Source organism: Clostridium sp., from assembly GCF_036660475.1.
GTDB lineage: Bacteria > Bacillota > Clostridia > Clostridiales > Clostridiaceae > Clostridium_J.
In genome coordinates this window covers 419,932-433,009 of sequence record NZ_JAVXAO010000002.1, presented here as the reverse complement: position 1 = coordinate 433,009, position 13,078 = coordinate 419,932, and the positions used below count along the sequence as shown (strand labels likewise).

12 protein-coding genes are annotated in these 13,078 nt (G+C 29.8%); 9 read left to right on the top strand and 3 right to left on the bottom strand.

Features of this window, described 5'->3' with window-relative positions; translation table 11 throughout:
• The first annotated feature begins 189 nt into the window (after nucleotides 1-189).
• Nucleotides 190-1,479, top strand: coding sequence for an aspartate--tRNA(Asn) ligase (aspS, locus tag RSA29_RS05060; RefSeq protein WP_346942733.1), 1,290 nt, complete (start codon nucleotides 190-192; stop codon nucleotides 1,477-1,479).
• Between the two features lie 159 nt (nucleotides 1,480-1,638).
• Here the strand turns inward: aspS and RSA29_RS05055 are convergent, their stop codons facing one another.
• The 3 genes from RSA29_RS05055 to RSA29_RS05045 all read right to left on the bottom strand — a co-directional run bounded on the left by RSA29_RS05055 (nucleotide 1,639) and on the right by RSA29_RS05045 (nucleotide 3,783).
• Nucleotides 1,639-1,992 carry a hypothetical protein gene (locus RSA29_RS05055; RefSeq protein ID WP_346942734.1) on the bottom strand — a complete coding sequence of 118 codons (354 nt, stop codon included), beginning with the start codon at nucleotides 1,990-1,992 and terminating at the stop codon, nucleotides 1,639-1,641.
• Between the two features lie 13 nt (nucleotides 1,993-2,005).
• The gene (locus tag RSA29_RS05050) at nucleotides 2,006-2,989 is read right to left on the bottom strand and encodes a 3-oxoacyl-[acyl-carrier-protein] synthase III C-terminal domain-containing protein (protein WP_346942735.1); all 984 of its coding nucleotides are present in this window, start codon (nucleotides 2,987-2,989) and stop codon (nucleotides 2,006-2,008) included.
• A 248-nt stretch (nucleotides 2,990-3,237) separates the two neighbouring features.
• On the bottom strand, nucleotides 3,238-3,783 hold the full coding sequence (locus tag RSA29_RS05045; protein ID WP_346944380.1) for a manganese efflux pump MntP family protein: 546 nt from the start codon (nucleotides 3,781-3,783) through the stop codon (nucleotides 3,238-3,240).
• A gap of 586 nt (nucleotides 3,784-4,369) precedes the next feature.
• Here RSA29_RS05045 and RSA29_RS05040 point away from each other — a divergent pair.
• The 8 genes from RSA29_RS05040 to RSA29_RS05005 all read left to right on the top strand — a co-directional run bounded on the left by RSA29_RS05040 (nucleotide 4,370) and on the right by RSA29_RS05005 (nucleotide 12,905).
• A complete protein-coding gene (locus RSA29_RS05040) occupies nucleotides 4,370-6,163 on the top strand; it encodes a DNA mismatch repair protein MutS (protein ID WP_346942737.1) in 1,794 nt (597 codons plus the stop codon).
• An 89-nt stretch (nucleotides 6,164-6,252) separates the two neighbouring features.
• Nucleotides 6,253-7,500 carry an MFS transporter gene (locus RSA29_RS05035; RefSeq protein ID WP_346942738.1) on the top strand — a complete coding sequence of 416 codons (1,248 nt, stop codon included), beginning with the start codon at nucleotides 6,253-6,255 and terminating at the stop codon, nucleotides 7,498-7,500.
• Nucleotides 7,501-7,866: 366 nt separating this feature from the next.
• Complete coding sequence (locus RSA29_RS05030; RefSeq protein ID WP_346942739.1) at nucleotides 7,867-9,075, top strand: peptidoglycan DD-metalloendopeptidase family protein; 1,209 nt, start codon at nucleotides 7,867-7,869, stop codon at nucleotides 9,073-9,075.
• 333 nt (nucleotides 9,076-9,408) lie between these two features.
• Entirely contained in the window at nucleotides 9,409-10,272 is an 864-nt protein-coding gene (locus RSA29_RS05025; RefSeq protein WP_346942740.1) for an ABC transporter ATP-binding protein, read from the top strand.
• Nucleotides 10,273-10,274: 2 nt separating this feature from the next.
• Nucleotides 10,275-10,937: an ABC-2 transporter permease gene (locus RSA29_RS05020; protein WP_346942741.1), complete on the top strand. Its 663-nt coding sequence runs from the start codon at nucleotides 10,275-10,277 to the stop codon at nucleotides 10,935-10,937.
• Nucleotides 10,938-10,948: 11 nt separating this feature from the next.
• Nucleotides 10,949-11,620, top strand: coding sequence for an ABC-2 transporter permease (locus tag RSA29_RS05015; protein ID WP_346942742.1), 672 nt, complete (start codon nucleotides 10,949-10,951; stop codon nucleotides 11,618-11,620).
• Between the two features lie 32 nt (nucleotides 11,621-11,652).
• Nucleotides 11,653-12,027, top strand: a complete 375-nt coding sequence (locus tag RSA29_RS05010) for a GntR family transcriptional regulator (protein ID WP_346942743.1) — start codon at nucleotides 11,653-11,655, stop codon at nucleotides 12,025-12,027.
• A 29-nt stretch (nucleotides 12,028-12,056) separates the two neighbouring features.
• Nucleotides 12,057-12,905, top strand: a complete 849-nt coding sequence (locus RSA29_RS05005; protein ID WP_346942744.1) for an ABC transporter ATP-binding protein — start codon at nucleotides 12,057-12,059, stop codon at nucleotides 12,903-12,905.
• The last annotated feature ends 173 nt before the right edge of the window (nucleotides 12,906-13,078 follow it).

The window sequence follows — 13,078 nt, the reverse complement described above, 5'->3', positions numbered from 1 at the left end:
GCCGCTAAAGCGGAGTATGTCATCCAGATGAATATTAGAAGAAGTTAGCTATTGTCGTGTAAGATGCGATTCCTTACTTAAGGGAGATTCGGATATTACAGTAGCTAGAAATCATGTGAAATAAATAATTATTGTCACGAAATTTAAACCAGTTAAATACGAGTAAAATTTAATTAGGAGGTTAGAAAAATGAAAAGAGTTATGATAAATAAATTAAATAATTATATAAATGAAAGTATAAAATTACAAGGATGGGTATACCGAATAAGAAGGTTAAAATTAATTACATTTCTTATAGTTAGAGATAGAACAGGACTTGTACAATGTGTTATTGAAAATAAGGCTTTGGAGGAATATTCATTAAGGGTGGAATCAGTTATTACAATAGTTGGGGTGGTTAAGTGTGGTAAAAATTCCCTCAATTCCTTTGAGGTTCAGGTTGATAGTTTAGAGGTTATCAATGGAACCCATGGAGAACTTCCAATCGAAGTAAATACAGAAGAATTAAATATAAATTTAGATACAATGCTAAATAATAGAGTTTTAAGCTTGAGACATGAAAAAGTTAATTCTATATTTAAGGTTCAAAACCTTATAGTTCAAGGGTTTAGAGAGTTTTTACTAGGGGAAGGTTTTACTGAAATATTTACACCAAAGATTGTATCGGAAGGCGCAGAAGGGGGAACAGAAATCTTTGAGGTTAAGTATTTTGAGAATAAGGCATATCTTGCTCAAAGTCCACAGTTTTATAAACAGATGATGGTTGGAGCAGGTTTTGAGAGAGTTTTTGAAGTAGCTCATGTATATAGAGCAGAGCAACACAATACAAATAGACATTTAAATGAGTATGTAAGTATGGATTTTGAAATGGGATTTATAGAAAATGAAGAAGAGATAATGAGTATGGAAGAAAATTTATTAAAGTTCATATTAGGAAAAGTAGAAACACAAGGAGATAAATATATTAGATTATTAAATGTTGAAATTCCTAAGATTTTGGGCGAAATTCCTAGAATAAAGCTAAGTAAAGCTATAGAAATATTAAAAACAGAATATGGAAAAATAGAGCTAGAGGGAGATTTAGACCCAGAAGGTGAAAAACTAATATGCAAGTATGTTAAGGAGCAATATGGAAGTGATTTTGTGTTCTTAACCCACTATCCAAGAAGAAAAAGACCGATGTATACTATGCCTTGCGGGGAAGAGGAAACTTATAGTTTTGACCTTTTATTTAGAGGGATTGAAATTACAACTGGAGGACAAAGAATTCATGATTATGAGGAGTTAGTCAAAAATATGGAGTATAAGGGATTAAACCCAGATGACTATGAAAATTATACCTGTATATTTAAATATGGAATGCCAAAGCATGGGGGGCTTGCAATAGGGCTTGAAAGAATAACAGCTCAGTTAGTCGGTCTTGAAAATGTTAGAGAAGCATCTTTAATACCAAGGGATAGAACTAGGTTAACGCCTTAAAGCGGTTACCCTGTAAAAAAGATGCTGGAATTTTTTCATCTATTTTAAAAAGATAGATGAAGTTGGTATTCAACTATTAACCTTTAAAATATATTTAGTTTACTCAGAGCACTTACTAGAGATTTATAACATCTTAAAATTGAAATAATTTATGTATAATTATAATTTAGTGTATGCATCACTTACAGAATTAACGTAAGTCATATTTAAGCCTATAGAGTCATTCATTTTTTTAGTTTGCATATTTGATACTGCAGATTTAGATAGAACTGAGAAATAAGACTTAAATTTAGAGGCTTTATACAACTCTAAACTCTCAACTAAAATTGACCCTAACTCTTGCTTTATTACTTTTAACTCAGCAGCATCTAATATAAGTGAAAAATCACTTGTATTTATTGCTGCTATAGCCTTCTTAAAATCTTTTGGAAAGTCCATAGCGTCCTCATTTAAAAATCCTTGAAAAACAACTAATACAGCTTTCTTTTCTTTATTTATCGTAATATTATACATAACATTATCCTCCTTAATATTCATATAAAATAGCAGACATATTATAACCTGCACCTACAGTACAGAAAATTATTTTGTCTCCTAATTTTAATTTGTTATTTTCAATAGCATCATTTAATGCTATGAATGGACTTGTATTACCAGTGTAACCAAATTGGTTAGATACAAATGTAAACTTGTCATTTGCATTATCTACATTCAATAATCTCAAAGTTTCTCTTATATCGCCTAGTGAAAATTGAGAGAATAAGAAGTGATTTATATCATTTATGTTTAGGTTGTTTCGCTCACATAGTTGACTTATTAAGTAGCACCAATTGCTATATAGATAATCTACAGAATGAGGTATCCAAGAGAATTTTTTTTCTTCTGCATTTACATCATCTCTGGCAATGTTTGATAAACCACAAGCAGGAAATGTTAAGTACTCATGTTTTTCGGAATTGCACGTATAGATAGAATCTATCAGTCCACATTCTTTATCATGCTCTACTATAATTGCAGCACTGGCATCTCCGGCCATGGAATTTGTAAATGAATCATCTTCTTGATTAAACCTTGTAGAACATATACAGCCAACTATTAAAGCTTTCTTGTAATTAGGCTTAGCTATCATATATGTACCAACTTGATCTAGAGCATGTACCATACCTGAACAGTTAACATTCATATCATATACTAAGGATGCTTTTTTAGCACCTAATTTCTCTTTAATTAAAAGCGAAGTTGTAGGTATTAGATACTCTGGTGTTTCACTTACAAATACTATAATATCAATATCATTAGGATCAGTAGCGGTCTTTTCTAGACAGCTTTTTGCTGCTGAGCACGCCATAGTCAATGAATTCTCTTCGTCAGTTTGTGCAACACAACAAGTATCCCTACCTATGAAGTTTAAAGTATCCTTTAGTTTATCACCATATTTATTATACAAATCATCTTTTAACAATTTTGTGCTACCATGGCATGTAGCAACACCTTTAATTTTAATCCCCATACTAATCCCCTCATTTACATAAGAAGTTATGAACTGCTCTAAGTGCTCCTGAGTAAAGCAGATATATGCTAATTAAACGGTTCTAATTATTCAGGTCTTTTTTACAATTGTAAATAGATACTTAATTAGAAGTTAGATATTAATATATACCACAAATATAATTATCGAACCAATTATGTATATCTTTAGTTATATTAACATAATAATGAATAATCATTTTAAGTTTATATCTAAGTTAATATTCATTGCTATAAAACTGCTTTTATAGCAATGAATATTAATATAACTCCACCAAAAACTTCAGCCTTCTTACCAAGTAAATCGCCAAATTTTTCACCAATAAAAATTGCGATTAAGCTACAAATGGCGGTGGTAGTGCATATAATCAAACCTGCAGAAAAGATGTTAACTTGCATAGCACTAAAGCCGATGCCTACAGCGAAGGCATCTATACTAGTTGCAATTGCTTGGAATAATATAAGTTTGAATGTAAGATTGGAATTACAGTCACATTTCTCATCTTTAGATAGGCCACATTTAACCATGTTAAAGCCTATAAAACCAAGTATTACAAGAATGAGGATGTTAGAGTATTTGGTAATAAAACTTGAAAAGATTCCTCCAGCAAAATAACCAATAACAGGCATTAGGCCTTGGAAAAGTCCGAAAAGGATAGGCATTGCGAAAAGTTTTGCTTTAGTAGTATTTTTATAGACCATACCGTTGGTCATTGATACTGCGGCAGCATCCATACTAAGGGCGATTCCAATTAAAATAATTTCTAAAATATTCATCGTTAAAACTCCTTAAAATTAAAATGTGAAAGTGTAAAATAGCAAATGTATGTTGATATTTTTACAGAATTTCTTAATCCTATAGTATTTGTTTGAAAATTAAAATTATCCTCCTTAAAGTAATTTTATAAGTTCATTGATTAAGTTGTAAAATATGTATAGAAATATCTACAGATAAAGATAGCCCTTAATATTTTAAGTTTGCAAAATAAAAGACCCACGTATAGCCTTGTTAAAGCTATACGCGAGTCTTGTTCTTTAAGGCAAGCCAGATTACAAGTAATCAGTATGTTGACTTGACACGTATTAAATAAATTTATCAGGGGCTGTAGGATATTAAACTAACTTATAGAAGTTAAAGTAATTAAGTCCAGTAGGCCTTTGACAAATTAATATACGCAAACTACTCCCTCACGAGATATTTATTTTACAATTATCACATAAAAGATTTCATAAGTCAATATTTACATATTAACAAGTTAACAGAGTGTTTAATAATTAACCCTAATACTAATTGATAAAAGTAGAAAAAATGGTTACAATATACACATGATAAAGGCAAATAAGGCAATTAAGGAGCAGTAATATGATTGAAGATAAATTTATAAACATAATAGAAAAGCACAAAAAAGAAATTAGTAATTATAGAAAGATATACGATAAAATCGGTTACTTTAGATTAATTTCTATGATAGGTGGCATTTATTGCACATATAAATGGATAAGGGGAGAATCTCAAGGTGGACATTTTTATATAGCTCTTTTATTTTATATTATATTTATAGGACTACTAATATACCATAAAAGTGTTAAGGAAAAGTTAAAGTTCTCTGAAGATATGATTGAAATAAATAATAGATATCTAGATAGGATATCTGGAACATGGGTTAATTTTAAAGATATAGGAGAAGAATTTATAGATAAAAGTCATAGATATTCCTATGATTTAGATATTGTAGGTAAAGAATCACTATTTCAATTAATAAATATTACTAGCACTTGGAAGGGGAGAACAAAGTTAGCAAAAGATTTGCTATTCCCAAACTATGATGAAGCGGAAATAGTTTTAAGACAAGAGGCTGTTGAGGAGCTATTTAACAATATAGATTTATGCGAAAATATGGAGTATGTTGGCAAAAGTAAGACAGGGAAGTTAAATGACCCTGAGAAGTTGTTAAACTATGTGAATGATGATAGTTTAATAATAAAATCTAAGGGAATTAAAGGGTTTATATATATTATGCCAATGGTTACAATTCCATTATCATTAGTTATTTTCTTATTTAAATTATCAAACATAAGATGGCTAATTTCATTTTTTTTAGTTATGCAACTTATTATATGGTCATTATCGTTATTAAAAGTTAATAGGACACTGGAATCAATTAATTATTTTAGAGGAACATTAGAAGAGTATACAAATATTTTAAAAATCATTGAGAAGCAAGAATTTAAGTCTCAGAAGCTAAAGGATATAAAGAATAGATTATTTAATGAAGAAAAGTCTTCACTAAATGCTATTAAAGAATTATATAGCATATCAGAACGTAGTAATATAAAGGTTGGTAATGGTCTTTTATATATTGCTTTAAACATTTTATTTTTATGGGATTATCAATGTGTATTTTCACTTGAGGCTTGGAAATCAAAGTATGGAAATAAAATAGAAAATTGGCTTTCAGATATAGGAGAAATTGAAGGATTGATGAGCCTTAGTGTAATAGAGCATATTAATGAAGTAACATGTTATCCGAAAGTAAGCTCAAAAGAATTGAAAATAGTATCAAAGACCCTTGGCCATCCTTTAATAAGTCGTGATGTTAGGGTATGCAATGATGTTAGTATGGAGGATAATATTTTTATAATAACTGGCTCTAATATGTCAGGGAAGACAACTTTTTTAAGGACCATGGGAGTGAATTTAGTTCTTGCATATATGGGTGGGCCTATATGCGGTGAAGAGCTAGAATGTGCACAACTTGAGATATTTACATCCATGAGAATAACAGATGATCTGAAAAATGGAATATCCACCTTTTATGGAGAGCTTATTAGAATAAAGGATATCATTGAGGGGTCAAAGAATAATAAGAATATGATATTTTTAATTGATGAAATTTTTAGGGGAACGAACTCAAAGGATAGAATTACAGGGGCTGAAGCGGTGGTTAGAAACCTCAGTAATGCAGGTGCCATGGGAGCATTAACAACACATGATTTAGAACTTTGTAATATAAAAGATAATGATAGAATTAAAAATTATCACTTTACTGAGTACTATAAAGATAACAAGATACTTTTTGATTATAAAATAAGAGATGGTAAATCAAATACAACCAATGCAAGATATTTAATGAAAATTGTAGGCATAGAAGTGTAAATATAAATTACATTTAGAATTAGAATTTGCATCTGATTATGGGTGAAGATGCATAAGGGATATAAGCAAAAGAATGGGGATGGGGAAGGGTGAAATATAGAAAACCTATAATGCAGAAGCTTGGAGTAACATTTCCTGCACTGACATATAAAAATTTTAGATGGTTTTGGTTTGGACAGTGCGTTTCTCTAATTGGTAGTTGGGTTCAAACTACAACTCAGGGATGGTTAGTGCTTCAAATTGTTGGGGAAAATACTGGATTTTCATTGGGGGTGATAAATGCACTGCAATTTACACCAGTTATGCTATTTTCTTTATTTGCAGGAGTTATAATTGATAGATTTTCAAAACGGAAAATATTAATATTTACTCAAATAGGACTTATGGTTATGGCACTTATTCAAGCAGCATTGGTATTTACTGGAGTTATACAGTTTTGGCAGCTTGCAATAATTGCACTTATAGTAGGATGTATAAACACAATAGATATGCCGGCACGTCAGTCCTTTGTTATAGAACTTGTAGGTAAGGATAGTTTAATGAATGGAATAGCACTTAACTCAACGGCGTTTAATGGAGCGAGGATACTTGGACCTGCTGTTGCGGGAATAATAATAGCATACGTTGGAATAGAAATGTGCTATTTTATAAATGCTATTTCATTTATTCCAGTTATATATGGGATATATAAAATTAATGTTGCGGAAGTAAAAAGTGATAAAAATAAAGATATGCTAAGAGAAATTAAGGACGGGCTCTCTTATATTAAGGGAAATAGAATTCTCGTGAAAACCTTTGCAATGATTAGTGTTATGGGAATTTTTGCTTTTAATTATAATATACTAATACCATTATTTGCTGTAGATGTATTAGGGCTTACAAGTAAAGGATATGGATTTTTGATGTCAGCCTTAGGGGTTGGGTCTTTAGTTGGAGCTGTAACGGTTGCGGCAAAAAGTAAAAGAGGTCCTAGATATAAGGTTATAGTTGCTGCAGCCTACATAGTTTCATTAATTTTAGTGATTTTGGGTATAAATAGACAAAAATATATTATGGCGGGGTTATTAGCCTTTATTGGTATCTTTAATATAGCATTTTCTACATCAGCAAATTCAACAGTACAACTTAATTCAAAGGATGAATATAGAGGTCGTGTAATGAGTGTTTATACTTTATTCTTTGCGGGGGTAGCACCTATCGGAAGCCTGTTTACGGGCACCATTGCCAATGGATTTGGTCCTGCAAGAGCTTTTGTGTTGAGTGGAATTATAGCTAGTATATGTATAACTGCAATAAATTTATTTGATAAGTTTTGGAAAAAAGAAGAGATTAGGTAGATTAGAAAAACTACAGATACTGAAATGAAAAATAGGAATATTTAAAATGAAAATAAAAATATATATAAAAGAACAAGATTATAATAAAATCTTGTTCTTTTATATATGGAATAGTCGTAATTACCAATACAATGGAATACATGAAGTTTATTCCAAAGGTTAGGGGTTACCTTGACATTAGGGTTGTACATTGTTAAAATGATAGTAAATCTAATTATGAAATTTGATTTAAAAAGTAACTTTTGGTAGAGGTTTGTTATAATTTAATAGTAGTAAAAAATTAATTTAATATTGTCAGTTTAATATTATTAAATTATAATAATATATTTGTGTTAAGTGTGGGTATAAACCCTTAGGAGGATAATTATGAACAATAGATTTAAATTTATAGCATCATTAATTGTAAGCTGTAGTTTACTAACATCGACGGTAATAGCAGATGATTTGTCAAATGCAAAGGATAAATCACAAAATATAGAAAAAGAAATAGAAAATGATAAAGCAAAAGTTGCTGATTTAAAAGAAAATAAAGAGAGTATGCTAAGTGAAATTTCAGAACTGGATGATGAACTTCAAGGATTATATGCAGAGGTTGATCAGTTAAAGTCACAAATTAGCACTTCTACTGAAAAGATTGAAGAACTAGAGGCTAAATCTTCAGAATTAAAGGTTGAAGTTGAAAAGAACAAGGACTTAATGAGTAAGAGAATGAGAGTTTTGTACAAGAGTAATGGGACAGGCTACCTAGAAGTGCTACTTAATGCGAATGGATTTTCGGATTTTCTTCAAAAATTAGACACTATAACAACTGTAATAAATTATAATAATGAAGTTGTTGAAGAATTTAAAGCTAATAAACAAGAACTAGAAACAACACTTGCAGATACTACTAAAGAGAAGAATACTTTAGAGCAGGCGAAAGCAGTAGTAGATGGTAGTGTAGAGGATTTAAATGTTAAAAAATCTAGAAAAAGTGAACTAATGGCTAAAGTGGAAAATGATATTCAAACTTCAGAGAAACTTTTAGCACAGAATGAAGCAGAGTTTAATGAAATATTAAATAGTATTACAGCAATGGAAACAGCAGCAAGTAGACCTAACCGTGGGGACGAAACTACACCTTCAGGTGGAAATGGTAATTCATCTTCGGGTGGACAAACTACACCACCACCATCAACAAATGGATTATATTCAATAACTAACGGAACAAGATATTCAATAACTTCACCTTATGGGTATAGAAATGGCCCATTTGCAGGCGAAGGAGAATTTCATACAGGAATTGATATAGGAGCACCTTATGGTTCAGCTGTAACATCATTAAAAGCAGGAACAGTTACATTTGCAGGTGTCATGAATGGGTATGGAAATGTAGTAGTGGTAAACCATGGAGATATTAGTACATTATATGCTCATAACTCTTCACTATCAGTAGGTGTTGGACAAAGTGTAGCTGGTGGACAACAAATAGCGGTAGTTGGTTCAACGGGTTGGTCAACAGGACCACATATTCACTTTGAAGTTATAAACTCAGGTGGAAGTAGAATGGACCCAACATCATATTATGTAAACTAAATTAATTAAGTGAAATTAGATACCAAGGTGATAGATTAAGACTATTACCTTGGTATTTTTATTGATAAAAAGAAGGTTATTTTAGCGATTTTAATTTTAATATTGACACGATATACATATGTATCATATACTGTATATATAAAGTATTAACAGATGTATCATATTTTTTTGCCAGAACTGTATATATTGTTAATTAACAGAAGTGACAATTTATTTGTAAATATAGTTAAAAGTAGAAGCTGAGAGAATCTACACAGAGCGGTGGGAATTGTTTAATTAATTTATTAAAAACTAATTAATAGTATTGGATATAAAAGATTAGGAGGGATTACTATGGGGAATATTTTAGAAATAAAAAATGTAACAAAGGAATATAAGGGGTTTAAATTAGATAATATATCCTTCAAGTTAGAGAAGGGATATATTATGGGGTTCATAGGAGAAAATGGAGCAGGAAAAACTACTACCATAAAACTTATAATGAATTTAATAAGTAAAGATTGTGGAGATATAAAGGTATTTGGAAAAGATAATATAAAGTTTGAGAGAGAGATAAAAGAAAGAATAGGATTTGTATATGATGATTGTTTCTTTTATGAAAATTTGACCATAAGAGATAACGGCAAAATTATTTCTAATTTTTACATGAAGTGGGATTGGAGTGTATTTAATAAATATATTACGAGATTTGGTCTAAATGAAAAGCAAAAGGTAAAGGAACTTTCTAAGGGAATGAAGATGAAGTTTGCAATAGCTTTAGCACTTAGTCATAGCGCAGAATTTTTAATATTAGATGAACCAACATCAGGGCTTGATCCTGTAATGAGGCGTCAAGTTTTAGATATACTTCAAGAGGTTATTCAAGATGAAAATGTAGGGATACTTATATCAAGCCATATAACATCAGATCTAGAAAAGATAGCAGATTATATAACCTATATAAACAAAGGGACAATTGTATTTTCAAAACCTACGGAGGATATAACTGAAGAATATAGGATAGTTAAAGGAGATAAAAATTTATTAAGGGATGAGGAAAAAATTTTATTATACGGATTAAAAAATACAGACTATGGATTTGAGGGTTTAACAAAGGATGTAGATGTGTTTGCTAAAAGATTTAAAGGGAAGGTCATTTCAGAGAAACCATCAATTGAAGAGGTTATGATATTTATAAATAGGGGTAAGGTGAAATAGATATGGGAAATGCATTAATGAGGGAATTAAGAACAAATTTTACAGCAATGATAAGTAAACAAGGAGCTATAATGTTTTTATGTCTTGGTATGATTATGATAACATCAAAGGGGCAAAATTTATTTACTTATTACATGATATTTTTTGGTATATTAACACTTGGATATACTGAGGTTGAGGTAAGAGATAGGGTGTATATATCATTACTAAGTAGTCCTTGTACAAGAAAAGATTATGTTGTAGCAAAGTTTTTGGGCGGTACTATATGGATAATATTTCTATTTGCATCAGGGGTTTTACTGAATATATTAGCACATAGGCTGATTCCAACTATGTGTGGACATATAAATATGGTAGGGGCAAAAATGATATCTATATATATGGTATTACTTATTGAATTATATTACTTATTGTATTTTACTTTAGGAATAAAATTTTCAAGAATAGCTTATTACGTGATTTTTTTCATAATGATAATTGGATCATCAACAGTAGCAAGTATATTTAGTAATGATGACATATCATCTAAGGTTTTGCAGAATATTGTAAAGATATTTAGCAGTGATGTCATTTTAGATAATGTGATTCTAATAGTGTTAGTAGGACTTATAATAACACTGTTTACATGTATATCAATGTTTGTTTTTGAAAAGAAAGATTTATAGGGGGGATTTTTATGATAGCACTTTTAAAAAAAGATTTAATAACGTGTAGATACCCATATATTGTTACTGTTTTATTAGTTGGAGTAGTTATGTCATTTGTAGCGATAAAAGATATGAATATGGCCATGTTTATATATGTGTTTTGTAGTATATTGATACCTATGGTAGTAAATAAATTCACAGCAACAGAAGAATTACGAAAGAATTATGATATTATAATTAATAGTTTTCCAGTAAAGCGTAGAGATGTGGTAATTAGTAAATATATATATTATCTTATAACGTATATAACTACGGTAATAATATTATTTGGCATAATTACACTAGTAGGAGAACTTAGTGTAGAAGAAATTAAAATTAGTATATTAATTCAATCAATTATATTTTTATACTATACCTTGATACAAGGTATTTCAAATTATATATATTATAAGTTTGAGTATAGCACTGCTACTAAGTATTCAAGTATAATAATACTTGCAATAGTATATATACCAATAATATTTTTTAATTTAATAAGCAAGGTAAATCCTAGCATAAAAGAAAAGATTTTAAGTTATGGAGACAAAATTATGAAGAATCTACCAGTTGTAGTAGTAATGATATTTCTTTTAGGGATAGTAATTTATACGATATTTATTTTGATGTCAATTAAAGGGTATGAAAAGCGTGATTTGCAGTAAAGTTTTGACTGATTGGATTTGGAGGAAAGTATATGAATATATTAATAAATAACTCGTCAGGAGAGCCTATATATTCCCAGATAGAAAAACAAATTAAAAATGATATCTTAATGAATAAATTATATGTAGATGAGCCACTACCATCTATAAGAGCATTAGCAAAGGACCTTAGAATAAGTGTAATAACAACAAAGAGAGCCTATGATGAACTCGAAAGAGATGGGTTTATATATACAGTTCCGGGAAAGGGTTCGTTTGTATGTGCACAGGACAAGGAGTTAGTTAAAGAATCTATAATGAGAAATGTAGAAGAATATTTGGTTAAGGCGATTGAAGAGGGATTTAAAGTGGGGCTTTCATTGAATGAGATGGTAGAAATGTTGGACATATTGTATAAAGAAAAATAAGATTAAAGTTAGAATGAGGGTGGATATGTATGAGCAATATATTAGAAATAAATAATATCAATAAAGCATATAAAAATTTTAAAATAGATAATGTATCATTTAATCTCCCGAGAGGATATATCATGGGATTTATAGGTGAAAATGGGGCAGGGAAAACAACTATTATAAAACTTATAATGAACCTAGTAAAAAAGGATAGTGGAGAAATAAACATATTCGGGAAGGATAATGTTAAATTTGAGAAGGAAATAAAAGAAAAGATAGGATTTGTATATGATCAGTGCTGTTATCATGAACATTTATCCTTAGATGAGAATGCGAAGATGATATCAAAATTTTATAAACAGTGGGATTTTGAAGTTTTTCACTCTTACTTAAATAAATTTTCTCTTAACAAAGCTCAAAAATTAAAAGATTTGTCCAAAGGTATGAAGATGAAATTTTCATTATGCTTAGCTCTTAGCCACAATGCTGAACTTATAATAATGGATGAGCCTACAGCTGGGCTGGATCCTATAGTTAGAGCTGAAGTTTTAGATGTACTTCAAAGTATAATAGAAGATGAACAGGTAGGAGTATTAATATCTACACATATAACTTCAGATTTAGAGAAGATTGCAGATTATATAACCTTTATTAGAGAGGGGAAGATTGTATTCTCGGAGACGAAGGATGAAATTTTAGAATCATATAAAATTGTTAAAGGGGAGCAATCATTGTTAACACATGATATTGAGAAGTATTTTGAGGGAATAAGTAAAAACAATCTCGGATTTGAGGGATTAACTAGACAAAGTGATAAGATTAAATCTATTTTAGGAAGTAGCATAGTAATTGAAAGAGCAACACTTGAAGATATAATGATTTTAAAAAAGTGATTTTTAGAGACATGTAATATACAATTAGATAATACTCATGGGGGTAAAATTGGTGAATAAAGATATATTGAAAATAGTTATTACAGTTATATTAATAATAATTATAAACAAATTAGTACCGACAAATCCTTTAAATGTACTAGTTAGATATATTAAAGGTAATAGATAATAAT

What these genes read in the sequence shown, in the direction of transcription:
- aspS (WP_346942733.1), top strand. Translation starts at nt 190, where the DNA reads ATGAAAAGAGTTATGATAAATAAATTAAATAATTATATAAATGAAAGT.
- RSA29_RS05055 (WP_346942734.1), bottom strand. Translation starts at nt 1,992, where the DNA reads ATGTATAATATTACGATAAATAAAGAAAAGAAAGCTGTATTAGTTGTT.
- RSA29_RS05050 (WP_346942735.1), bottom strand. Translation starts at nt 2,989, where the DNA reads ATGGGGATTAAAATTAAAGGTGTTGCTACATGCCATGGTAGCACAAAA.
- RSA29_RS05045 (WP_346944380.1), bottom strand. Translation starts at nt 3,783, where the DNA reads ATGAATATTTTAGAAATTATTTTAATTGGAATCGCCCTTAGTATGGAT.
- RSA29_RS05040 (WP_346942737.1), top strand. Translation starts at nt 4,370, where the DNA reads ATGATTGAAGATAAATTTATAAACATAATAGAAAAGCACAAAAAAGAA.
- RSA29_RS05030 (WP_346942739.1), top strand. Translation starts at nt 7,867, where the DNA reads ATGAACAATAGATTTAAATTTATAGCATCATTAATTGTAAGCTGTAGT.
- RSA29_RS05025 (WP_346942740.1), top strand. Translation starts at nt 9,409, where the DNA reads ATGGGGAATATTTTAGAAATAAAAAATGTAACAAAGGAATATAAGGGG.
- RSA29_RS05020 (WP_346942741.1), top strand. Translation starts at nt 10,275, where the DNA reads ATGGGAAATGCATTAATGAGGGAATTAAGAACAAATTTTACAGCAATG.
- RSA29_RS05015 (WP_346942742.1), top strand. Translation starts at nt 10,949, where the DNA reads ATGATAGCACTTTTAAAAAAAGATTTAATAACGTGTAGATACCCATAT.
- RSA29_RS05010 (WP_346942743.1), top strand. Translation starts at nt 11,653, where the DNA reads ATGAATATATTAATAAATAACTCGTCAGGAGAGCCTATATATTCCCAG.
- RSA29_RS05005 (WP_346942744.1), top strand. Translation starts at nt 12,057, where the DNA reads ATGAGCAATATATTAGAAATAAATAATATCAATAAAGCATATAAAAAT.